The 23399-nt window shown below is 37.4% G+C and carries 20 protein-coding genes; 10 read left to right on the plus strand and 10 right to left on the minus strand.

The window, feature by feature from the left end:
- Positions 1 to 154: 154 nt before the first annotated feature.
- The 5 genes from B3D98_RS11165 to B3D98_RS11185 form a co-directional block, all read right to left on the minus strand.
- The gene (locus B3D98_RS11165) at positions 155 to 1225 is read right to left on the minus strand and encodes a glycosyltransferase family 2 protein (protein ID WP_054549091.1); all 1071 of its coding nucleotides are present in this window, start codon (positions 1223 to 1225) and stop codon (positions 155 to 157) included.
- 155 nt (positions 1226 to 1380) lie between these two features.
- Positions 1381 to 2133 carry a hypothetical protein gene (locus B3D98_RS11170; RefSeq protein WP_115674308.1) on the minus strand — a complete coding sequence of 251 codons (753 nt, stop codon included), beginning with the start codon at positions 2131 to 2133 and terminating at the stop codon, positions 1381 to 1383.
- A 1-nt stretch (position 2134) separates the two neighbouring features.
- On the minus strand, positions 2135 to 5917 hold the full coding sequence (locus B3D98_RS11175) for a DEAD/DEAH box helicase (RefSeq protein ID WP_288583019.1): 3783 nt from the start codon (positions 5915 to 5917) through the stop codon (positions 2135 to 2137).
- A gap of 112 nt (positions 5918 to 6029) precedes the next feature.
- Positions 6030 to 6584, minus strand: coding sequence for an NADPH-dependent FMN reductase (locus tag B3D98_RS11180; protein WP_054549088.1), 555 nt, complete (start codon positions 6582 to 6584; stop codon positions 6030 to 6032).
- A gap of 128 nt (positions 6585 to 6712) precedes the next feature.
- Positions 6713 to 7543 carry an oxidoreductase gene (locus B3D98_RS11185; RefSeq protein ID WP_269897408.1) on the minus strand — a complete coding sequence of 277 codons (831 nt, stop codon included), beginning with the start codon at positions 7541 to 7543 and terminating at the stop codon, positions 6713 to 6715.
- A 316-nt stretch (positions 7544 to 7859) separates the two neighbouring features.
- Between B3D98_RS11185 and B3D98_RS11190 the strand changes: the two genes are divergently transcribed.
- From B3D98_RS11190 to B3D98_RS11210, 5 genes are all read left to right on the plus strand, one after another.
- Positions 7860 to 8906: a PseG/SpsG family protein gene (locus B3D98_RS11190; protein WP_048393328.1), complete on the plus strand. Its 1047-nt coding sequence runs from the start codon at positions 7860 to 7862 to the stop codon at positions 8904 to 8906.
- Between the two features lie 192 nt (positions 8907 to 9098).
- Positions 9099 to 9284 (plus strand): SE1832 family protein, encoded by a 186-nt coding sequence (locus tag B3D98_RS11195; protein ID WP_004225556.1) that lies wholly within the window; start codon positions 9099 to 9101, stop codon positions 9282 to 9284.
- A gap of 34 nt (positions 9285 to 9318) precedes the next feature.
- Positions 9319 to 10890 carry an ABC-F family ATP-binding cassette domain-containing protein gene (locus B3D98_RS11200; RefSeq protein ID WP_054549086.1) on the plus strand — a complete coding sequence of 524 codons (1572 nt, stop codon included), beginning with the start codon at positions 9319 to 9321 and terminating at the stop codon, positions 10888 to 10890.
- Between the two features lie 440 nt (positions 10891 to 11330).
- Complete coding sequence (spx, locus tag B3D98_RS11205; protein WP_004225558.1) at positions 11331 to 11735, plus strand: transcriptional regulator Spx; 405 nt, start codon at positions 11331 to 11333, stop codon at positions 11733 to 11735.
- A 23-nt stretch (positions 11736 to 11758) separates the two neighbouring features.
- On the plus strand, positions 11759 to 12205 hold the full coding sequence (locus B3D98_RS11210) for a MarR family winged helix-turn-helix transcriptional regulator (RefSeq protein WP_009371643.1): 447 nt from the start codon (positions 11759 to 11761) through the stop codon (positions 12203 to 12205).
- A 106-nt stretch (positions 12206 to 12311) separates the two neighbouring features.
- On the opposite strand, the gene B3D98_RS11215 is transcribed toward B3D98_RS11210, so the two are convergent.
- Together B3D98_RS11215 and B3D98_RS11220 are read right to left on the minus strand one after the other, a co-directional pair.
- A complete protein-coding gene (locus tag B3D98_RS11215; protein ID WP_036078118.1) occupies positions 12312 to 12860 on the minus strand; it encodes an RNA polymerase sigma factor in 549 nt (182 codons plus the stop codon).
- A gap of 293 nt (positions 12861 to 13153) precedes the next feature.
- Positions 13154 to 14284, minus strand: coding sequence for a LuxR C-terminal-related transcriptional regulator (locus B3D98_RS11220; RefSeq protein WP_288583026.1), 1131 nt, complete (start codon positions 14282 to 14284; stop codon positions 13154 to 13156).
- A gap of 192 nt (positions 14285 to 14476) precedes the next feature.
- Here B3D98_RS11220 and B3D98_RS11225 point away from each other — a divergent pair, with 192 nt between their 5' ends.
- From B3D98_RS11225 to B3D98_RS11235, 3 genes are all read left to right on the plus strand, one after another.
- Positions 14477 to 15232: an SDR family NAD(P)-dependent oxidoreductase gene (locus B3D98_RS11225; protein ID WP_048393320.1), complete on the plus strand. Its 756-nt coding sequence runs from the start codon at positions 14477 to 14479 to the stop codon at positions 15230 to 15232.
- Between the two features lie 20 nt (positions 15233 to 15252).
- Positions 15253 to 15996 (plus strand): SDR family NAD(P)-dependent oxidoreductase, encoded by a 744-nt coding sequence (locus tag B3D98_RS11230; RefSeq protein WP_054549084.1) that lies wholly within the window; start codon positions 15253 to 15255, stop codon positions 15994 to 15996.
- Between the two features lie 277 nt (positions 15997 to 16273).
- Positions 16274 to 17656, plus strand: coding sequence for a dipeptidase (locus B3D98_RS11235; protein WP_054549083.1), 1383 nt, complete (start codon positions 16274 to 16276; stop codon positions 17654 to 17656).
- Positions 17657 to 17713: 57 nt separating this feature from the next.
- On the opposite strand, the gene B3D98_RS11240 is transcribed toward B3D98_RS11235, so the two are convergent.
- Positions 17714 to 18286 (minus strand): nitroreductase family protein, encoded by a 573-nt coding sequence (locus B3D98_RS11240; protein WP_048393315.1) that lies wholly within the window; start codon positions 18284 to 18286, stop codon positions 17714 to 17716.
- A gap of 97 nt (positions 18287 to 18383) precedes the next feature.
- Positions 18384 to 18878, minus strand: coding sequence for an amidase domain-containing protein (locus B3D98_RS11245; protein WP_004229655.1), 495 nt, complete (start codon positions 18876 to 18878; stop codon positions 18384 to 18386).
- A 182-nt stretch (positions 18879 to 19060) separates the two neighbouring features.
- Here B3D98_RS11245 and B3D98_RS11250 point away from each other — a divergent pair, with 182 nt between their 5' ends.
- The gene (locus B3D98_RS11250) at positions 19061 to 20083 is read left to right on the plus strand and encodes a DUF2804 domain-containing protein (protein ID WP_054549082.1); all 1023 of its coding nucleotides are present in this window, start codon (positions 19061 to 19063) and stop codon (positions 20081 to 20083) included.
- A gap of 91 nt (positions 20084 to 20174) precedes the next feature.
- Here B3D98_RS11250 and B3D98_RS11255 read toward each other — a convergent pair whose 3' ends face one another.
- A complete protein-coding gene (locus B3D98_RS11255) occupies positions 20175 to 20891 on the minus strand; it encodes a glycerophosphodiester phosphodiesterase (RefSeq protein ID WP_115674303.1) in 717 nt (238 codons plus the stop codon).
- Between the two features lie 157 nt (positions 20892 to 21048).
- Here B3D98_RS11255 and helD point away from each other — a divergent pair, with 157 nt between their 5' ends.
- A complete protein-coding gene (gene helD / locus B3D98_RS11260; RefSeq protein WP_288583032.1) occupies positions 21049 to 23274 on the plus strand; it encodes an RNA polymerase recycling motor HelD in 2226 nt (741 codons plus the stop codon).
- Positions 23275 to 23399 lie beyond the last annotated feature (125 nt).

The following is a 23399-nucleotide window of genomic DNA, read 5'->3' on the forward strand; positions in this document are numbered from 1 at the left end:
CTGAATATTCTATATCGAGGGAGGTTTTTAATGGAAGCAAAAAATTTTAGGCCACGTAATGTAATTTTTATGACGGTTGTTGTAGGTGTCTCTGTGTTAATTGGCCAAGCTATTTATGTCTTGTTTATTGATGTACCTTTTCCATAAGAAAGATTTATATCTTTAATTGACTAAGTAAATATTTCCCATTATTGATTATTTCCTGATGATTCGGTTTCCATTTTTGTGCCTCTAGATTATGCTGATAGGCATTTTCAAATAACCGTAACTCCCTGTATAAAAGGCTTAATTGTAAATGAGGAATCCATGTTGAATAAGCACGCTTTTGGATAGTCATTGTATCGGCAGGAGCTTGTTGCAAGGCTTGAGAGTACCAGTAAATAGCCTCTTTATGTTTTAATTGCTCCATAAAAAATTGGCCCATTCGGCAACATGCTTCTGGCTTTGGTCGATCATATAAGAAAGATTGCAAAACAGCTTGCTGTGCTTGTTGATCATCATGTAAACGTCGATAGCATTCCCCTACATGTAAACAAGCCTCAATGCGATTATCTGTAGTGCCTAAGTTGCTATCCAAAAATAGGTTGTATTGATTAATAGCTTCTAGGTAACGGTGATGCAATTTTAGTTCATTGGCATAATGAAATTTCTCAATTGCTGAAAGAGAATGTCCATTCTTTATTAATCCCTCATAAATATTTATATTGCGATGAATATCTTTCGTTAACGGTAAATGTGTGACAGCTATATCACTATGAAAGAGCTGCCCTGACACCTTTAAATTCTCATGAACAGCACCCTCCCATTGAAAATGATTCGCCCTTTTTACTAGACGAAACTTTCGTTCACTACACTCCACTTCCCCATCACAATCAAGCGTCAAATAATAATCCATTGTTACAGCATCAATAGAAGGAAATAATGTTTGCTTTAGTTGGCTGAACTTGTGCTGATTTTCCTTTGTCATAATATCATCAGCATCAAGCCATAAAATATAGTCTTTTGTTGCCTGCTGAAAGGAAAAATTTCGTGCTTTGGCAAAATGATTACACCAGGAAAAGTCATAAATTCGAGAGGTAAAATTTTGAACAATCTCTTTTGTACGATCAGTTGAACCAGTATCAATAATATTAATCTCATCCACGAGGTGCTGAACCGAATCTAAGCATCTTTCAATCGTACATTGTGCATTTCTAACAATCATACATAAACTAATCGTTAACATCTGTCCCCTCCTTAGCAATGGTTTAATTTATGCTAATGTAGTATTTTATCGAAAAAATTTTTCGATTATCACCTAACTCTGTAAATTTATAATGTAAAACAAAAAAACGAACGCGATTTACGTTCGTTTTTTCTAGCAATTGAAATCCTATTGAATCAAGATAAATATTGCTCACGCCATGTTAATTGTTCTTTGTCTGTAAGCTGTTGCTCTAAATGATGATCCCATTGATTGAGTAATGTATTCCATACTCGTACAAATACTATATCCTGTTCCTTATCATAAAGAACAAACTCTAAACATGGGCTATCATTAATTTGTTGAGCTTCTGTTTGAACAATTTTTGCGATGACTTTCTGAGAGCTACCTTCCTCTTCTTCATCCGCTTTCTGCAAAGCTGCAATCACCATGGACTCCTCAAATTGTTCCTGTTGTTCTGCCTCTTTGTCAATATAACGATAAAGCTCTGGCAATTCATCATATTCATCATTCCTCGTATCGATAGTGAGAAACGATTGATGGCAAGGACTAAAGTAAAGCGTGGAGGTTTCTTCCTCTAGTTCTTCTTCAAAAATACCTCTTTCTAGCTGCCTCTGTCCTTTTTCAGTTAGCCTATAGAAATCATCTTCATTCCTCACAAGGTTTACTCGAATCATTAAAGAAACCAAGTCTTCAATAAATAACGGGTCTACAAGCAATAACTCGCTCAATTCCTGTGCGTTGCTAAAATCCGCCTCTTGAATACTAAGCAGAAGCATTGTCATTAAGACATCCATTGTTGAACGACGAACAGGCTCATAGGTCACATCAACTGTTCGAATGGGAATACACCATTCAGCCGTTTTGACAATCTTAATATTACGATTCTGCTGAAGCTCACGCATTAGTCGTTGTTGTAATTTTGACAATCTATATCACCAATCCTTCATGATTACGTAAGCCATCGTAGGATTTTACTGTTTTTAACAAATTCGCATACATCTCTCTTGTCTCTTGATGTTTTGCACGTTTTGCAAACATTTCTGCACTTCCAACAAGCAGTAGTAACTCACGGGCACGAGATAGCGCGACATTTAATCGACGATAATCTCTGGCAAAGCCAATATCCCCGCCTTTAGGTGTATTACGAACCATGCTCACTAAAATGACATCCATTTCCATCCCTTGGAATTTATCAACAGTCCCTGTTCTAAATTGCAGATGTGGTAGCTGTAATTCTTGCTGAAGAAGGCGATTAATTTTCTTTACCTGCTCACCATAGAAACTGATGACACCAACGCTTTTTTGAGCATCCTGCGGCATACGGCCTGCTTCTTTTGCTGCCTTCACAGCTTCATTGAGATCTAGTAAAATACGTCTAATTGTGAGCAATTCTCCTTCATTAAAACGACTCGTTCCCCCTTTTACTTGCTCCTCTAAATAAGGTTTTTCTGTTGGAATATCAATCCACAGTAAATGGTCATCACGTTTTATAAACTGCCCTTCTAAGCCATGATCTCTTGCTGCATCCGAATCTGGTAAGCCACATTGCAAGCCATTTTCTTCTTCCGCATAAAACGGTGTGATACTTTGCATGATTTTCTCATGCATGCGGTATTGCAATGCTAGCATTTGCTTATGTGTTGGTGGCAAATTATTAAATAAACGCTCAAATAATGATTCACGCAACAGATTTTTTAATTCCTGTGCGCCTTCAAAGTTTGGATTTTCTTCTAGCATTGCCTTTAATGTTTCCTCCAGCGTATCATCCCCAAGTAATGGTGGTAGCTGATGATGATCACCTACTAAAATAACTTTCTTCCCCTTTAGCATTGGTAAGAGCAATTCTGGTGGTGTTGCCTTTGAAACTTCATCAATAATAACCACATCAAAGGTCGGATAATTTTCCATAAACTCCTTACTGGCAGAAGCTACGCATGTTGTACCAATAACGTTCGCATGACGCACATACAATTTTCGAATTTCATCTAAATCATACTCTGTTGCGTTTTGTAATTTTTCACGCCATTGTTCTTGTAGTTTTTTGTGAAGAGGCAGCTGTTTTTCCTGACGTTGGAATGCTTCGATTGCTTGCTTTGCAGTTTGAATAGCTTCCTTCACCTCTTCAGCCGTTCGTTCTGGCATAGATTGTAAGAGCTTTGTATAGGTAGCTAGTTGCTTTTCTTTCTTCAATCCTGCTATATTAATATCTTTTATTTGTTCTTCTATAAGCGTTAGCTGCTGTTCTACTTCCTGCAAGTTTGTTTGGACAGTCTGTAAAGAGGCTTGTTTAGGAATGAGTTGTACTTTAGCCTGTTCCACTGCCTCCAGTTGCTGCTTTGCTTGTAGAAGAGACTCTCTAGCTTGTGAGGCAAGAATTTTTAAATATTCTACAGATTCTTCTGGTTCTTCAGTAATTTGAAAGGCGTTTGCTAATTGTTGTAACCGCTCAGTATGCTGTATAAATGGTTGGAGCTGCCGCTGGTAACTTTGCACATCGAAGCTAGTTATTGCACACTCCTGATGAATTAAAGTTACTAGATTTTTACGAAAAGTTTCGTATTCCTGATCTTTATGCTCTTGCTGTTGCTTTAGTGCTATTCCCTTTTGCCAAACAAAATCACGACGCATATATAGCCCGAGCAAATAACTTTCAATAACATCACTTGCTGGTGCTTGACCATCTTGAAAAGCCGTGTTTAATTGTGCAAATACACCAGTAAGGTTTTGCAAAGAAAACGATTGTACTGGTTGTAGTCTACTTTTAGCAAGGGCACGCTCCTTGACTTCATGCGTAACCAAAGCCTCTAGCTTCACAATTGCTTTTTGTAAACGAGCATTAATCGTTGACCATGCCTCTAAATCTTTCGCATCCTCTAAATGCTGCAAGCGACCTATTTGTTGCGAAAGTACATGAGAAGGGCGAATTTGATAATGTTGTAAAAAACGCTGAATAAGCTCAAATGAGGTTAAGGTGTATATATATTTTTGCGCTTCCTTCATGATTACTAGACGATTACTTTCGATTTCATATTTCTGCTGTATCTCTTCAAATTGCTGTGTTAACTGGTGCTTTTGTTCTTGTAGTTCTTTATATTGAGCAGCAGCCTCTAGATGTTTCACTTTTTCAGTAGTTTCCTCAATCGTACGCTGTAGTTGCTCGACTGAAGGGTAATCAGCAAGTGTCTGTTCAAGCTGCTGTACAATTGGCTCAATTTGTGCGAGCTGTTTTTCATAATGCTCTTTTTGAGTCTCACATGTTTGTTGCTCTGTTTTAGCAGCCTTCAATTCTTTTTTTAATGCTTGAATCTCTTGCTGTAAAATGGGTTCTTCCATAGCTGCCTGCTCTTTTGCAGCAATTTCCTGTGTTAATTGCTCTAGCCATTGCTCTAATTTCTCTAGCTCATCTTTTGCTTTTACAAGGTTTGCTTCTAGCTCTTGCTGACGTTCTGGAAATATTGTAATTGCTTCTTCAATCGCAGCAAGTGTCTGCTCACGCCATTGAAGCGCAACATTTTCCTCTATGAATTTTTTACCCTCTTCCTCAATACTTTCCGTTCTACCATAGCGTAAAATTCGAATTTCTTGATTGGACAGTAAGCGTCCTAATGCATTATCTACAGCTAAATTAGACTGTGAGGCAACAAGTGTTTTTAAGCCTGCTTTAACATTTTGCTGACAAATCTCTGAAATGACAGTTGTTTTCCCCGTACCAGGTGGACCCTGAATGACATACAAATCCTCAACAGATAGTGCACCTAAAACGGCTCGTCGTTGATATTCATTTAAATTATTATGAAACTCAATATCTTCGCGTAGCTTAGATGCCCGAACTACAGGACGCCGCTCAAACAGTATGGTTTCTAAATTAGGGTTTACTGCCTCACCCTTTTCTAGCTTTGTAAAACCATTACGTAGTCGTCGAATTTGGCTTAATGTTGCAAAATTACTAAAGCTCGCTTGTTTGGAACGAAGATTCAGCTGGTCCTTGCGAGCCAAATCCTGTATAAAAGGCTTTACATCAATTTCTACCGTTTGCTTTCCTGCATTAGCCTTAATAACCTGTCCTATCTCGCCTCGAATTCCTTGAATGCTAACACTTAACCCCTCTAGCTTTTTCCATTCTTTACTCTTTATGTAGGGACATACAATGGTTAAGCGTGTAAAGTCTTCATTGAAATAGCTTTGTTTAAATTCTGTATGAATATCATCAATGGTTGCATCTCGTTCTTGTATTTTTAAATAGCCTTCCCAGCTGGCTATACGTTTTTTTACATACTCTGTACGTTCCTCTGCAATCGGTAGCTGTCTTATTTTGGTGTGAAGCTCAAGTGGAATACCTGCTCCATTATTAGGCTTCGTCACAAATTGTAATGCGGCTGCTAAGCGACGATTTGTGTTAATAGGTCCACGCATATGGACAAATCGAATATTGGTTGCCAGCAATCCTTCCACCTTTAGCACACAATCCATAATAACCGTTTTCTCAGTAAGAATATCGATTAATTTTTCATTGTCCTCCGCATTAAAATAGATGGATAAAAAGGTTTCACCAACTGTTTTTGCTTTTCGTTTTTCAATATAGACAGTAAAAGATCTTTGTAACGCAAAAAAGGCATGCTCGTTTGCTGAGCATTCCTCTACCGCTTCCTTCGCCTTATTGGTCAAAATAAGATTACAGCGTTGTTTTTCTAGTAAAGCGATGTCCTGCATGAGCAGCCCTCCTTCCTGAGTCACTAAAGTTTTATTTTATCACATACTAAAACAATACTTACAAAGAAAAATCCCCTGCACAGTGATTTCTTACCACCGTACAAGGGCTATCTTAATGTTGGTCAATTGTTTCTTTGGGCAAGTTCTTGCTCATTTCACAGTATTGAACAAATACACGAGCTAATTCACGTAAACGACTATGAACGTCTGCATCTACAATAGTATTATTTGCATCGAAATGTGATGTATGTGTATACACATAATTTGGCGTAACAAGCGCTCGGAAGTAGTCTAAAATAGGTTTTAGCTGATTTTCGACTACAAGGTGATGCTGATATGTGCCTCCATTTGCAACAATGGATACGGGCTTATAGCGCATTGTTTTAGGGTGTAAGAAGTCAAAGGCATTTTTCAAAACGCCTGGAATAGACGCTTGGAAAATAGGCGTTGCAATAATGTAAGCGTCTGCCTCCTCAAATTGTTGAATCATTTTTTTCATATCATCATTTAATGGAGAACCATCCACAATTTGATGCTTATATTGACTAAAATGCATCATTTCTAACTCGAAACTAGCATCTAATTCTTTAATATATTGCTCTACTTGCTCTAAAATAGCACCAGTTTTACGACCAAACATCGTGCCATCTACGAGTAAAATTTTCATCTTTACTTTGCCTCCACATTCATCTTCTACAATAATATTGTAACAAATGAAAAGTGGCTCGGAAAGGATTGTCATGACAATTGATATAAATTCAGTCTTTAGACGGAACGACAAATTTAATCCCTAAATTAATTATCCTGATCACGTTGTTGGAAATGGACTTCCTTATCAATGACCGTTTCCTCAAGCTTATATTTATCTCGATTAATGACAACCTCACGATTAACTTTCTCGCCTTCATTCAGCTTATCCCAATTAAATAATATCTCTCTTGAAATGTCCTCTTCTGGTACTTCCGGATACTCTAATGTTGCTAACTCATCTGATGGATAAATAGTGACTGGCTGTTGTTTACCATATAGGGCAATGATAATCATAGCCTTTGCCACTTGTGTGGCTTCAATTGCTCTAGAACGTTTTAAAGGTCCAATTAATAAAGGCTGTGCAAGCTTTAATAATTTTTCTCCTGCCTTTTCTCCTAATCGAAATTCATCACGGTTCCCTACTAAGAGTGATGGGCGAATAATGGAAAGCCTTTGTAAGCCTAGTTCCTCTAAATCACGCTCAAGTTTACCTTTAACTCGATTATAGTAAAATGGAGAATTTTCATTAGCTCCCATTGCAGTAATCACAAGAAAATGAGGGATTCCCCGTTTTTTTGCTAAAGAGGCAATTGCTAACGGGTATTCAAAATCTACCTTTTCAAACATTTCACGAGAGCCTGCCTTTTTATTGGTTGTACCTAAGCAACAATACAATTCATGAGCAAATCCTATATCGTTTTCTTCTATTCTATCAAAATCACGAATTTTCACTTCTAACTTTGGATGCGTATAAGTTAGCTTTCTTCGTGCAATAACTGTTACTGAAATATACTCATCATGTTCACATAATTGTTCAACTAGAGCGGAGCCGGTTAAACCAGTCGCCCCTACAACAATCGCTGCACGCATACTCATTTTTTCTCCCGTCCTTCTACTTATTGATAGTATATCAATTACGCTTATCTTGACACATCGGATTTAAAAAACATCCCATCATCTCCATTTGTAGAGGGATTTTTCGAACCAAGATAAAGAACTTCCAATTGTTATGTATATTCCTACAATTCGCCTTACTATATATATCGACCATTTTTTTGATGTTTAAAACTGATTAAAGATAGCTATTTTAGAAGATACCGCTAGAGACAATCATGATCAAATCCTAAATTTTACACATACTTGCTCTTTCTTCGCCATAATTTAAAGAGACAGAGGAAAGGATGGGATACATTTGCAAAACGAAACACACGCAATTGAACCAAAAAAAACGATTGTTTTCATTATTGAAAGCTGTATTGATAAAGGGCTGTATCCTTTTGAACGGGTTTCAACATTAGCTAAACTACTTTCGAATGAGAAGGTTTTTATCTTTGTAAAGACTCCTTCAAATGACGGAATTCAAATTTTAATGAATGAAGGAGTTACGCCTATTCTATTTGATCACTTTAACGAATTACCTAAGCAAATCAAAGGACTTCAACCTGATTTAATTGTTAGAGATGGGCGAAATTCTGAAGGCTGGCAAGTAGAGGAATTACGACCTTTCTGCAAAACAATTATTCATTTTGATGATTTTGGTGAAGGTGGCCAAGCCTGTGATTGTGTATTACTAGCACTCTATCAAGAAGTGAAAGATTATTTACCATCGCATTATATTGGTGGAAGCTTTGTTTTTGCTCTTCCAGATGCCTATCAACATTTCGATAATATACCTGATAGTAAAACACCTGAAAATCCGCCTCATATCGTTGTCGCTTTTGAGGACGGGGACGAGCATAATTTAACGTATCGAACACTTCGACACCTAACTCAACTACAAATACCACTACAAATTACAGTTATGATTGACGACAGCTATCGCCATGCAACGGATGACTTGCAAATGATGGTACTTAGTCGTCGCAATACTGCTATTCTTCGAGATAAAGATGCACTCCTCAAACTACTACCTAAAGCAGATGTCATTATTTGTAATGCTAACTATACACCTTATAAAATTGCCTCTTATGGCGTGCCATGCATTACACTTGCGCAAACTGAAGCTGAGCTTTTACATGCTTTTCCTCGTGAGCATAATGGCTTTATCCATCTAGGACTTGGTCGTAAAATGAAGCAATCACAAATCCAAAATGCTGTCATGGAATTTCTTTTACACGAAGCTCGCAGTGAACGAGCAGTGAGAAAACAGCGACAGCTCAATCTTGCTGGTAATAATGAAACACTCCAAGCATTACTCTTAGATTTTGCTTATGATCGTCATAATATCGCTTCTACTTAGTGCTACTTCCAAGATGATTATGATACAATATATAAGAATTTTTCACTCCAACTCCTCTTATAGAAGTTGGGACATCAGTATATTCAACAGGTACCCGATTGATTTTAAAGAATAAGCGGTGGGGGATTCTTAAAACCTCCATCGCTTTTACACGCATTCACTATAAAAATATTCTCAAAAGGAGTAGTCTTCATGCCAACAAAAAGTGATATTGAATACCAAATTAGAGAGTTAAAAATGGACTATATGAATTTACAAGGTGATATAGAAAAGTTGGAGTCTACTGGACACAACGATCAAGTAGCTAAGGCAGAGCAACGTCTTGCGAATATGGAAGCTCAATTAGCAGAACTTAACAAGCAGCTTGCAGAACTATAAAATGTAAACAAGAAAGATAGTTGGAGGAACAGATATGGCAATATTAACAGTAGAAAATTTAGGTCATTCTTTCGGTGATCGTACACTCTTTAAAGATGTATCGTTTCGCTTAGTGGAGGGTGATCATATTGGACTCGTAGGGGCTAATGGTGTCGGTAAGTCTACATTAATGGGCATCATTACAGGTCAAACGATCCACGATACAGGAAAAGTTGAGTGGCTGCCTGGTACACACTATGGTTATCTAGACCAACATACCGTACTAACGGCTGGTAGAACAATGCGTGAAGTGTTACGCGATGCCTTTTTACCATTATATAAAAAAGAAGAAGAACTGAATGAAATTACAGGCAAGATGGCAGACGCAACGCCTGAAGAATTAGAAGTACTTTTAGAACAAATGGCAGAAGTGCAGGATGCATTAGATGCAGGAGATTTTTATTCATTAGATATGAAAATTGAAGAGGTGGCACGTGGACTTGGCTTGGATGCCATTGGCTTAGAACGTGATGTAGCTGCTCTTTCTGGTGGACAACGCACAAAAGTACTACTCGCTAAGCTTTTATTAGAAAAGCCAAAAGTACTTTTATTAGATGAGCCGACGAACTATCTTGATGAGGAACATATTACTTGGTTGAAAATTTATTTAAAGAACTATCCATATGCTTTCCTTCTAATCTCACATGATACAGAATTTATGAACGAAACAGTGGATGTCATCTTCCAATTGGAATTTTCTAAATTAACTCGTTATACTGCAACATACGAAAAATTCCTTGAACTTGCTGAAATCAATAAACGTCAGCATATTGAAGCCTATGAAAAGCAACAGGAGTTCATCAAGAAGCAAGAAGATTTTATAGCCAAAAACAAGGCTCGTTACTCCACTACTGGTCGTGCAAAATCACGCGCTAAGCAACTTGATCGTTTAGAGCGAATTGATCGCCCAGAAACAGCTGTAAAACCAGAATTCGGTTTTAAAGAAGCCCGTTCATCTAGCCGCTATGTTGTAGAGGCTGAGAACTTAGTGATTGGTTACGATAAAGACAAGCCATTACTTCCTCCACTTTCTTTTGCGATTGAACGAGGAGAAAAAATTGCTTTAGTCGGTATGAATGGTGTTGGTAAATCCACATTATTAAAAACAATGTTAGGTAAAATTAATGCACTTGGTGGGAAAGTAGTCCGTGGTGACTACCTATATCCTTCCTATTTTGAACAGGAAGTAAAAGCTGAGAAAATCACGCCAATTGATGATGTTTGGAATGCATTCCCTTCTATGGAACAAGCCCAAGTACGTGCAGCTTTAGCAAGAGCTGGCCTAAAAACTGACCATATTACACGTCCGCTTAATTCTTTATCTGGTGGCGAGCAAGCTAAAGTGCGTTTATGTAAATTAATGATGGAGGAAGCTAACTGGCTTCTCTTCGACGAACCGACAAACCATTTAGATGTAGATGCAAAAAATGAATTAAAACGTGCCATGAAAGAATTTAAAGGTACCATTGTGCTAGTAAGTCACGAACCTGATTTCTATGAAGGACTCGTAACAAAAGTCTGGAATGTTCAAGATTGGTTTACTTCTGGACAACAAGGCCAAGACTAATTATTTCAAGGGCAGCTCCAACATGTTATGGGGCTGCTCTTTTAAATTTTTTTAACTTCTATGTATAAATAGCCTCATTTAAACATACTATAATCAGTGGACTAACAATTTTACCCCTACTTCCAACTAACTCTCTCCTACGAGACAACTTAGAATTCTAGTAGTTCCTATTAATTCAACATGGATTTTATAGCTTAAAAAGACATTTTCTATAGAGTTAACATAAACTTACATCATTGTAAGCTGAATAAACGAAACTTTTTACGCTTATCTTCGTATATTTTAATATAACTGAAAAAATAATAATTCGATTGAGAAATTTTTTCAATTAACTATTGATTTATATATAGCTTACTAGTAAGATATATATATATAAACTATTAACTTACTAATAAGCTATTTGTAAAATATAATCTAAAAAAGAAAGCGAGGAATGAAGAATGACAGTTACAATTTACTCACAAGCGAGCTGTTCTTCATCCAGAAAAGCACTTAAATGGTTAAAAGATCACAACATAGAATATAAAGAAAAACGTATTACATCTCACCCACTTACACTTGCAGAATTCAAAGAAATTCTAAGTATGACTGAAGATGGCACAGATGAAATCATTGCAACAAACTCAAATGACTTTAAAAACTTAAATATCGACATCGACCAACTTTCTATTCAAGAGCTATTTGCTATCATTCAGGCACACCCAAGAATGTTGCGTAGCCCTATTATAATAGATGAAAAACGTATTCAAGTTGGTTACAATGAGATGGACATCCGTCGTTTTATCCCACGTAAAGTACGTGCTTACGAATTAAATGCGATGACAAGATTGGCACAAGAAAGTTAAAACAGTTTTGGAGATGACCTTCTATGGACCAAGAAAAACAAAAAGCCATTACCTCGTTGTTTGAAGTCGTTTCATCTATTGAGCGTAAGTGGGCAAACGAGTGGAATAATCATAATGTACTCGGCTTTTCAAAATCCCATATTTTAATTTTAGACTACTTATCGCAGGAGGGCCCAAAACGCCCTTCTGCTATTGCTGAGCGGTTAAAAGTAACTACTGGTGGTGTCACTGTTTTAACAACCAAGCTGATAAATGGTGGCTTTATTGAAAAAACACAGCATGCCACAGACCGCCGTGCTTCTCAACTAGTCATTACGGCTGACGGTGAAAACATATTAAAAGAATCTCGTCAACAAGTGAGCGAAATCATTAATAATATGTTTGGTATGCTAACAGCGGAGGAACTGCAAACCTTACGAACTATTTTCTCTAAATGTTTATTGGATGTGGAGACAAATCGACCAGATTAAAGCACAATAAAAAGATGCATTTGCAACTGTTTGCGAATGCATCTTTTTTGATTAGTCGACCAAATACTTCCGTCTAAGTACTGTGATGTGCGACCAATCTGCTTTATTACGCTGGTAGCACAGATTCCACAATAGCTGTATCTGACATGAGCATTTCTTTTAATCGAGCCTTTGCACGGAATAAACGAGATTTCACAGTACCAATGGAAACTTTCATAATTGTAGAGATTTCTGCAAGTGAGTATTGGTCTATGTAGAAATACCATAAAGTCTTTCTATAAATAGCATCTAATTGCTCCATTTTATCCTGGACTAGTTTTGTTACAATGTCCTTTTCAATTTTTTCTTCTGTAGAAATATCGTTATTGGGAACCAAATCTAGAATCGGCACGTCTAATGTTTCAGGTTGGTTCATCATATATTTGCTACGTCGTACTTTTTTACGATAGCGATCTCTAAATGTATTCATTGTAATAGTTGTCAGCCAAGCTTTAATATGCTCTACTTCAGCCACGCTATCTTCATAGCGTACAACCTTAACCCAAACTTCTTGCATTAAATCTTCAGCTTCTATATTATTGCGAGTTAGTTTTAAACATAAATGATATATATAACGATTGTATTCCTCGTATACGCCTTCTAATTTTTCATTCATTGTGTATGCCTCCGCTTCTTGTTCTTGCTTCTATACACATTCTCGCAAAATAATGTATTACACTCTATCGCATTGGCTTTCAATTTCATTACAATCGTGTAAGCTTAATCGCTTTCACTTGTAATATTCGTAAAAATTGTTTTACTACTATACTGCTTTCCCTCCAAAAAAGCTTTTGATGACAATAGTTACCTATTAATTAAACTATATTTTTAATAGTATTTATTGTCAGAATATTAATTAGCATTTGAAGAAACAAAAAATGCACTCCTAATAGAAGTGCATTGGGTGTTTTAGCTTAACAGTCCTAGACGAAAGGCTGAGGCAACGACCTGTGTTCGATTCTTTGCTTTGAGCTTTGTCATAAGACTGCTTACATAATCCCTGACAGTATGCTCACTTAAAAATAATAAACCAGCAATTTTTTTATTATCATATCCTTCGGCAAGCAGGCCAAGTATCATCGATTCCCTTTCAGTTAAATGAAGCACTGTATTCTTTTCTACCTTCTCGCCCTTACGTGATAAAAATAAACCTAAACGCTTCCCTACTTCCTCAAGGAGTGTTAATTCTTCCTTTGTACAATCAAACTCCTCCCCTAACTGATCAAATGTTAGCCATCCAAATAATTGCTCTTGACGCAAAATGGGAATAAAAATAATCGAGGATAAATTAAATAATTGGATATGCTCTTCTTTCAAGTAATTTTTAGGATTTTTTAAATAAATGGGTTTTCTTGAACTAAGTATTGTGTTTTCCCCAGTCAACTCCCCTTTCATGCTTTGCACCTTAGGAAGCTCTGCGCCAATAACTCCATAAAAATGATTGGACCATGGGACATATGCGTAAAATACACATCTTTTATAACTAAAATACTCTTCACATTTTTTTAAAATCAGCGCTAAATCCTGATAACCTGAGGAACTAATAAGCAATTTATCAAGCCTATCTAATAATTGTAAGTGCCTAATTTTCTGATTTTCGCTAGCTATGTTACTAGTTTGGTTATCTCCCTCACAGTCATAATAAAGCTCTACAAGTAACGTAAATGTCGATAATACATACATGAAGATGGCGTTCGTTCGACTACTCTTCTGTTGAATCATAAAAGTAATCAATGATTTCTCGAAAATTAATTGGAATAAATTAAAGCTCTTCCTATCAATAATGGACAACTGTGATTGAAGCCATGTGTTGAAAAAATTCTTCTCATCATTATTTAATTCATCGATATTTGCATGTGTCATTAAACGCAAAAATGAATCTAATAGCATTGCTGTTCTTTTTCGATCTGCCCCAGTTATAGAAGGTTCTAGATTAAGGTAAATAATTGTATTCTCTTCAATTTGCTGATGATGGATTTTAATAAACAACACAAACTCTTGAAGTGTTACTTCTTCAATTGATTGAAATGGATGCGTCATAGGAAATTCTTCTCCTTCACACTAAAAATACCCCTATAAATGGAGGATATTCACTCACTATATTATACAGCATCTTATAGGATAGTATTTCAAATTGAAAGGAGTAAGATGAAGGTATCGCTAAACAATGCGAATACTTTTGAATCCTAAGGCAACCATATAACCAGAAATAATGAAAGGTGCGTGCTTGAAATGAGATTAGAAAACAAAGTAGCCATTATTACAGGTGGAGGTACAGGAATCGGGAAAGAAACTGCACTATTATTTGCTAAAGAGGGAGCAAAAATAGTTATTACTGATATAAATGAACAATCTGGGAACGATACAGTCCGTGATATTCAAACTATCGGCGGTGAGGCAGTATTTATCCGCCACGATGTTAGTAATGAAGAAGACTGGAAAAAGGTTGCAGATGAATCAATAAAAACATTTAAGAAAGTGGATATTCTTTTCAATAATGCAGGTATCTATATCATAAAACCCCTTGCAGAAATCGAGCTTTCTGACTGGAACCGCTTAATGTCCATCAATGTGACAGGTGTGTTCTTAGGCATGAAACATATTATGCCGCTTATGGCTAAACAACATAATGGTTCTGTTATTAATGCTTCCTCTATTGCAGGCTTAACAGGTGCTGCTGGTCACGTATTATACGGCGCTAGTAAAGGGGCTGTTCGCATTATGACAAAAGATGCTGCTATGGAGTATGCTCCATACGGCGTACGTGTCAACTCCATTCATCCTGGCTACATTGATACAGGTATGGCAGACTATGCATCAGCAACAACAGGAAGCTCAAAAGATGAATTAGGCAAAAACTTATTCCCATTAGGACGTTTAGGCTCTGTAAAGGAAGTAGCGCAAACTGTATTGTTTTTAGCTTCTGATGAATCTTCCTTTTCAACAGGTGCAGAATTCGTTATTGATGGCGGAGCAACAGCAAAATAACATTAAAGGTGGTCATTTATATGAAACTAAAAGATAAAGTAGCAATTGTTACAGGTGGGGCTAGTGGTATCGGTGAAGCCACAGTTCGTCTCTTTGTAGAAGAAGGCGCTAAAGTCGTTATTGCCGATTTTTCTGATCGTGGACAAAGCATTTCTGAAGAATTAAATAACAATGGTTTTGATACACTTTTCGTAAAAACAGACGTAACAAATGAAGCGGACATTCAAAACATGATAAAGGAAACCGTTACTAAATACGGTAAACTTGATATTATGTATGCAAATGCAGGCGTAGCTGACGATGCACCAGCACACGAGCTTTCTTTTGAAAAATGGAAAAGAACAATTGATATTAATTTATCAGGTGTATTTCTATCGGATAAATATGCTATTGAACAATTCCTTGCCCAAGGAACAGGTGGCGTCATTGTTAACGCTGGTTCAATTCATAGCTTCGTTGCCTTACCAAACCCTACAGCCTACTCATCTGCAAAAGGTGGCGTTAAATTATTAACACAAAACCTATGTACTGCTTACGCTAAACAGGGTATTCGTGTAAATGCGGTGTGTCCTGGCTATATCGACACTCCTCTATTAGCTGAGGTCGATGCTCAGAAGAAAGAATATTTAGCATCCCTTCACCCACAAGGTCGACTTGGTAAACCAGAAGAAATCGCTAAAGCCGTTCTCTTTTTAGCAAGCGATGACGCAAGCTTTGTTAATGGTACAACGCTTCTTGTTGATGGTGGTTATACTGCTCACTAATGAGGCTTTGAATAGACTCGCCTGAAAGCTAGTGCATTTAATGATGCCATTCTAGCCGTTAAAAGTGCGAAGCGATCTAGCTGTTGTATCTGAACCCTTCACTGAAAAATGACGAATTTATAATCCACTCAAGTAAGACTCAACCACAATTGCTATTTAGCTCTTGTGGTTTATTTTGTAGGTGCTATGTGTAATCTTTCAATTCAATTTAAGATTCCTAAAAGCAAATTGTGCTATACTATTTCTATTATCGAAATATTAGAAAGAGGGATGCTTAATGACTAATTTACAGCAAATTGATGCTTATTTTGCAGAACACCGTGAGGCACATTTAAATGAATTGAATGAATTTTTACGAATTCCAAGTATCAGTTCTTTATCCGAGCATAAAGAGGATATTCAACATGCAGCTGAGTGGCTAGCCAGTGCGTTTGAAAAACTAAATCTTGAAAATATCTCCATTACACAAACAGCTGGGCACCCTGTTGTTTATGCAGACTGGCTACATGCAGAGGGTAAACCAACTATTTTATTTTATGGTCATTATGATGTTCAACCTGTTGATCCATTAAATTTATGGGACAGTGAGCCTTTTAATCCTACAATTCGAGACAATAAATTATTTGCTCGTGGTGCGAGTGATGATAAAGGACAAGTCTTTATGCACTTAAAAATGATTGAGGCATTGTTTGCTACAACAGGGACATTACCTGTCAATGTTAAGTTCATTTATGAAGGTGAAGAAGAAATTGGTAGTCCACATCTACCTGCCTATGTTGAACAATATAAAGAAAAACTAGCGGCAGATTTAATTTTAATTTCCGATACAGGTCTTTATGGTCCTGGGAAGCCTGCGGTATGCTATGGTTTACGGGGCTTAACGGGCATTCAAATTGATGTGCGTGGAGCTAAGGGAGATTTACACTCCGGTCTTTATGGTGGTGGCGTACAAAATGCTATTCACGCATTAGCTGAAATTTTAGCATCCTTCCGTGATGAGCATGGTACGATTCAAGTTGAAGGTTTCTACGACAAAGTGTTGCCATTAACAGAAGAGGAACGTGAGGCTTATCTTGCGCTTGGCTTCGATGAAGAGTCTGTTAAACAGGAAGTTGGCGTAAAAGAATTATTCGGTGAACAAGGGTATTCTTATTTAGAACGTACTTGGGCCCGCCCAACCCTAGAGGTTAACGGTGTATTTGGTGGTTTCTCAGGTGAAGGCATCAAAACAGTGCTGCCCGCTGAAGCTGGCGCTAAAATCACATGTCGTCTTGTACCAAATCAAGAGCCCGATGAAATTGTAGCACTTTTAAAAGCACATGTTGAAAAGCACAAACCTGCTGGTGTGGAAATCAACATTTCTGAATTCGATAAAGGCCGTCCATTCCTAACGCCTTTCGATCATCCATTTATCCAGGCTGCTGGACGCTCCTATGAAAAAGTGTATAATGTACCAACAGCATACACACGTGGCGGTGGATCCATCCCTATCGTCGCTGCGTTTGATGAAATTTTAGATTTACCTGTAGTGCTAATGGGCTTCGGTCTATCAAGTGAAAACTTCCATGCACCAAATGAACACTTCCATTTAGAAAACTTTGATAAAGGCTTACGTGTTCTTAGTGATTATTTATATGAGGTTTCAGGATTACAAAAGTAAATATCGATTAATTAAAAAATCCCCTCACTGTCAAAGTGAAGGGATTTTTTTATTTGATTACTCACCAAAAATCGTAACGATATCAGCTGCTTGTTTGCGCTCTTTACCTTTTGGCACTTCATCAAAATAACCAACTTGTAGCATAGCAATGACACGCTCACCTGGCTGTACCTTTAAAGCTTCACGGAATTTTGGATTATCTAGGAAGCCTGGTGTTTTCCAGCAAGAGCCTATGCCTCTATCCCATGCCAGTAACTGCATGTTTTGAATAAATGTACTTGCTGCTGCATAATCTTCTAAACGTTCTTTTTGACGCGCATCCTCTGGAACGATAACAAAGGCATAGCCACCTGGTAATGTAAATTTCAACATCTGCTTCGCTAAATCTTCGCTTGAAAGCTCCTGCCATTTAGGAATTGTTAAGTCACGTAATAGCTGGTGAAGATTTGTTAATTCCTTTCCACAGGCAACAACTAATCGCCATGGCTCACGATTACCATGATTGGGAGCCCATACTGCATCGTCAATAATAGCCATTAAATCCTCACGCTCTACAGGCTGGCCATTAAACTTTTTAATGGAACGACGTTGAATAATTGCATCTCTAACAGATAAAATTTGTTCGCTCATATATCAATTCTCCTTCTACCATAAGACAACATATTAGAGTTTATCTCTTCTATCTTTCACATTATCATATATTTGTATGCTTTAAAACTACCTGTTCCTAAGCAAAGCTGTCATCTATATGATAGAAAAAGTAGGTCATGCTTGGCGTATAGGCGGTGGAATCCTCATAAAAATAAGGTCGATTAATACTATCTGAGGTGTGGGCATTCACATAAGGAATACCATTTTGAATACTTGTAACAATAACGGAGTGGTCAATTCTACCATTCCCTTGAAAATCATAAAAAATGACATCTCCAAGCTCTAGTTCCTCTGCATATTGAACACGTCTACCCTTCAATCCTGTTGTAGATCCTTCTAAATACCATCGTAATGAATGGGCAACAGACCAGCTAAAGCTCCAATTCCCTTGCTGAATCCACCAGCCTTTCTCTCTACTTGGTGCACCTCGCATCGGTGCCCCTCCTGCAAGTAAACACTGAGATATATAGTTCGTGCAATCTACATCAAAATTTGGAAAAGCAGGATTGCGTCTGTTCCACCACAAATTAGCATATTGAACTGCAGCCTGCCTATTATACATTTTTGCCATACATAACCTCCTCATGCCATCATATGTCTATTTAAGCATTTCTATTAGTTAGGTCCTTCCTCATAATTCTTATTGAAATCCATTATATTCAGCATGTTCCTTTCCAATTTCAAGAACATTTTTGCTACAATAAGGATTAAAGATATGTCAATTTTATTTTATGACCAGAAGGGATGTTGAATGTGAGGCAGCATGCTGAAAAAGAGATTTTACAGCCAACTCTTTTATGCGATAAAAAAGGTAATTTAAATCCAGCAGCCATCGGATTTGCACGCAAACCACTTATTAATAGCAATTTAAGCGGCCATCTCATGCGCAAAAAGAAATGGAACTATTGGTGTGTCTACGGTGATGAAATCTTGTTTTCAGCTACGATTAGTCATCTAGATTACGCAGCAGTCTGCTTCGTTTATTTCCTTGAATATGAAACACAGCGCTATTTTGAAAAAACGATCACAATCCCCTTTGGTGGTAAACTAAAAATGCCTACACAGGTTTTAGAATCTGTTTCATTTAAAAATAGTGAAATGATGATTGATTTATTGTATATACAAAATGAAACACATCTATCTGTTTCCATACCAAACTTTGACGGAGATGTTTTACGAGCAAAGCTTATCATTCAGCACCCACCAGCGGACGAAACCTTAAATGTAGTCATTCCTTGGAATCGCAAAACATTTCAGTTCACAGGCAAGCATCACATATTGCCAACATCAGGTGTTGTCACAATTGGTACTCGGCGTTTTAATTTCTCAGCTGAGGAGAATTTTGCTGTGTTGGATTATGGACGAGGTGTATGGCCACGTGAAGCATTATGGAATTGGGGAATGGCCTCTCAACGAGTACGTGGACGACGCATCGGACTTAATTTAGGAGGTAAATGGACAGATGGCACAGGCATGACTGAAAATGCTGTTTTTGTTGATGGTAAAATGACAAAAATACATGAGGATTTATTATTTCAATATGATTCTGAAGATTACATGCAGCGTTGGAAAGTGAAAACAAAATTTTCTAATCAGGTCTCCTTAACCTTTTCACCCTTTTTTGAGCGTATAGCCCAAACGAATGCCAAACTAGTTAAATCAGAGGTACATCAACTATTTGGCTATTACGACGGTTCTATTTTACTCGACAATGGTGAAACACTGGTTATTCAACAAATGCTCGGATGTATTGAGGAACATCGTGCAAAATGGTAAAAACCCTCTAGAAGACGTTGCTTTCCGTGGGTATTTTGAAAATGCAAATGATTCCACGGAAGCTTTTGTCTCCTAACTGTCCACTTTTGCTCTAACTAAGGGCTCTTAATATTTTTTCTGGATCATCTGTAAATATCGCCTGTACACCGAGCTGTTGTAAACTTCGAGCATCGCGTTGTTCATTGACGGTATACACACGTACAGTTGCACCTTCAGCGAGAGCTAGTTTAACTGATTTACGGAAGGAAGTTGGCAAACTTACATGTAACGCCTTAGCTGGTATAAGAGCAATGTAAGTTGGGAAATCCACCAGCACCTCTGCAAACAATGCTGCACTTTCTATATAAGGCGCTATTTTTGATATTGTTTGCAATGATTCATGATTGAAAGATGAAATGATCACCCGCTCTGTCATTTGCTGTGCTGCTACTTCTTTGAGCACGAGCGCTTCGATTCCTTCATATGCAATAATGTCTGTTTTCAGTTCAATATTGATACGGTGATTGGTACCTGCAAATAACTCCAACACTTCCCCTAAGGTAGGAATTACTTCATCTCCGAACTCCCGTGAAAACCACGAGCCAAAATCAAATGTACGTAATTGTTGTAATGTAAAATCTTTTACATAGCCTGAGCCATTGGAGGTACGATCAATGGTCTCATCATGAATAACCACTACCTCTTTATCTGCGGTTAAATGAACGTCTAGCTCTATCCCTGCTATAGGAAGCTTTGATGCTGCTTGAAAGGCAGCCATCGTATTTTCTGGATAGTTTATCGAAACACCTCTATGTGCAAATATGTCCAAATTCAATAACCTCCTCTATTATTATTCAAAGAAAAACCTTCCAGCCCCATGTAATAGTAGCATAATTAACATTTTAGCTTTCACTTGCTGGTAAATATTATATATAGTAGTATGATAATCTACTTTGAAATTGTAAGTACCTAGGAGGTGCTAAAAAATGACTGTACAACATCCAGATTTTCAGGCTGAAGTAGAGCGGTTAGCGTATACCCAAGGCTATATGCAACAAATATTAGACGAATCACAACGAGATTTAAAATCTGCTCAAGAAAATATCCGCAAATCTATGGCCGATCTTGATTACTTAGATTCGAGTTTAAGTTATTTAAATATCTTAACAAATGCCAGATTTTTTGAAATGGCACGTAATCAAAAAGAAGGTCTAGAGGCCGTTCGCAAGAAGCCCTATTTCGCTAGAATCCATTTCCAAAAAACCGGTGACCCAGAAGAATTCCTTTATATTGGGAAAACATCACTATTTCATCGTGAAACCCATGAGCCCATTATTGTTGACTGGCGCTCACCCGTAGCTAATGTTTATTATGATGGACGTCTTGGTGACATGGAGTACGATGTCCGTGGTGAAGTTCATAAAGGACATCTCTTTGCTAAAAGGCAATACAAGATCGAAAATGGCGAATTACTCGATATACGAGATATTGATCTAACAACAAATGATGAACTACTACAAGAAGCATTAGCTGGAAAAGCTGATGTCCGTCTAACTGAAATTGTTTCAACAATTCAAAAGGAACAAAATGAAATTATTCGAGCACATCTTCGTCAACCAATTATTGTGCAAGGTGCTGCTGGTAGTGGAAAAACAACCATTGCTCTACACAGAATATCCTATTTCCTTTATACAATGGGTGAACATTTTAATCCTGAGCAGCTCATGATTTTAGCACCGAATAAGTTATTTATTGATTATATAGGCGATGTTTTACCAGAGCTTGGCGTCGATAAAATATGCCAAACTACTTTTACAGACTACGTTCTTTCTGCCACTAAATTAAAGCTTAAGCTTCAAAATCCAAATGAACAATTAGAATTGCTCGTTGCTGGAGGAAGTCAGCCTACTACCTGGATTGCTGAAATGAAAGGCTCACTTTACTATCGTGATGTCATCGAACGCTACGTACAAAAGCTGGAACAAAAGATCGCAGAGCAATTCGAAGATGTCTATATTGAAAAATACTGTATCATGCGTGCTTCCCACCTGAAGAAGCTGTTTTTATATGAATTCTCATATATGCCTATCGAAAAGCGACTTGAACATATTAAAAAGGTCTTAGCAAGCCATGTACGTCAAAAAAAACAGGCTGTTTTAGCTACACTCCATAAAAAGTATGATGAAGCATTGGGTAAAGCCTTAAATGGAATTCGAGATGATGAAAAACGGCGACGTGTTGTCACAAAATTCATTGATGAGCGTGATGAACGAATTCCTGCCATTGAAAAAGAAACGAAGACAACGGCATCAGCTTATATGCGTCGCTTTCCCAAACATAATATTAAAACACTCTATCGTACCCTTCTCACCGATGCAGAATTATTAGCAGAACTCGCCCCTGAATGGCATTACCTTGAACAGCAACAATTTTTGCAGGCATATCGTAAAGAACAATGGGCACTCGAAGATTTAGCTGCACTATACTATTTACAAGCACGTTTAAAAGGCATTGCAGATGAATGGAAGATGCGTGTTGTCTTTATCGATGAGGTCCAAGATTACAGTTTATTTCAGCTTGCTGCTTTAAAAGCAGGTCTTGATACAGATATGTTTACTATGGTCGGTGATTTAGCACAAGGTATCCATAGCTATCGCTCATTAACAGCCTGGGAGCCTGTCCAAAGCTTATTTCCTCGTGCAAGCTTCCGCACTTTGCAAAAAAGCTATCGAACAACAATTGAAATTATGGAAGTCGCGAATCAAATTCTAGCGCAAATGAATGAACAGCTACCTTTAGTAGAACCCGTTGTGCGTCACGGTAAAGTACCAAGTTTTATTCAAGCAGAGCAATTCGATGCCTTCAAAGTTAAAGAGATTTTTGAAGCTATTCGTCAAAATGGCCATCGATCCATCGCTTTAATTTGCAAAACTACTGCAGAAGCCATTACTATGCAACAGGCATTAAAAGACAATGATATTGCTTCACAACTACTAACGGAAAATGAATCTATTAATCAAGAAATGTTACTTGTTGTGCCAAGTCACTTAGCTAAGGGACTTGAATTTGATGCTGTCATTGTAGCTGCCTACGATACACCATTTTACGATACACCAATTGACCGAAAGCTACTTTATGTAGCTCTTACACGAGCCATGCACGAGCTATACTTAATCGGTCCATCCAAAAAGACATTTTTATTAGAAAATTAAAAAGTCGCTAAAAGGCGACTTTTTTCTTTGCATCATTAATTTCTTGGGGGTAATTTATAAAACTTCCCTTTGGATAAATAAGCTTTCACAACTTTCCACCATGAATTAGGGGCTTCCTTCGGAGG

Origin of the sequence: Lysinibacillus sp. UBA5994, assembly GCF_002429725.1 — a bacterium.
Lineage (GTDB): Bacteria > Bacillota > Bacilli > Bacillales_A > Planococcaceae > Lysinibacillus > Lysinibacillus capsici.

Coding starts and splice junctions, on each gene's coding strand:
- B3D98_RS11165 (WP_054549091.1), bottom strand. CDS start 1,225: ATGTTAACGATTAGTTTATGTATGATTGTTAGAAATGCACAATGTACG.
- B3D98_RS11175 (WP_288583019.1), bottom strand. CDS start 5,917: ATGCAGGACATCGCTTTACTAGAAAAACAACGCTGTAATCTTATTTTG.
- B3D98_RS11180 (WP_054549088.1), bottom strand. CDS start 6,584: ATGAAAATTTTACTCGTAGATGGCACGATGTTTGGTCGTAAAACTGGT.
- B3D98_RS11185 (WP_269897408.1), bottom strand. CDS start 7,543: ATGAGTATGCGTGCAGCGATTGTTGTAGGGGCGACTGGTTTAACCGGC.
- B3D98_RS11195 (WP_004225556.1), top strand. CDS start 9,099: ATGCCAACAAAAAGTGATATTGAATACCAAATTAGAGAGTTAAAAATG.
- B3D98_RS11200 (WP_054549086.1), top strand. CDS start 9,319: ATGGCAATATTAACAGTAGAAAATTTAGGTCATTCTTTCGGTGATCGT.
- spx (WP_004225558.1), top strand. CDS start 11,331: ATGACAGTTACAATTTACTCACAAGCGAGCTGTTCTTCATCCAGAAAA.
- B3D98_RS11210 (WP_009371643.1), top strand. CDS start 11,759: ATGGACCAAGAAAAACAAAAAGCCATTACCTCGTTGTTTGAAGTCGTT.
- B3D98_RS11215 (WP_036078118.1), bottom strand. CDS start 12,860: ATGAATGAAAAATTAGAAGGCGTATACGAGGAATACAATCGTTATATA.
- B3D98_RS11220 (WP_288583026.1), bottom strand. CDS start 14,284: ATGACGCATCCATTTCAATCAATTGAAGAAGTAACACTTCAAGAGTTT.
- B3D98_RS11225 (WP_048393320.1), top strand. CDS start 14,477: ATGAGATTAGAAAACAAAGTAGCCATTATTACAGGTGGAGGTACAGGA.
- B3D98_RS11230 (WP_054549084.1), top strand. CDS start 15,253: ATGAAACTAAAAGATAAAGTAGCAATTGTTACAGGTGGGGCTAGTGGT.
- B3D98_RS11235 (WP_054549083.1), top strand. CDS start 16,274: ATGACTAATTTACAGCAAATTGATGCTTATTTTGCAGAACACCGTGAG.
- B3D98_RS11240 (WP_048393315.1), bottom strand. CDS start 18,286: ATGAGCGAACAAATTTTATCTGTTAGAGATGCAATTATTCAACGTCGT.
- B3D98_RS11245 (WP_004229655.1), bottom strand. CDS start 18,878: ATGGCAAAAATGTATAATAGGCAGGCTGCAGTTCAATATGCTAATTTG.
- helD (WP_288583032.1), top strand. CDS start 21,049: ATGACTGTACAACATCCAGATTTTCAGGCTGAAGTAGAGCGGTTAGCG.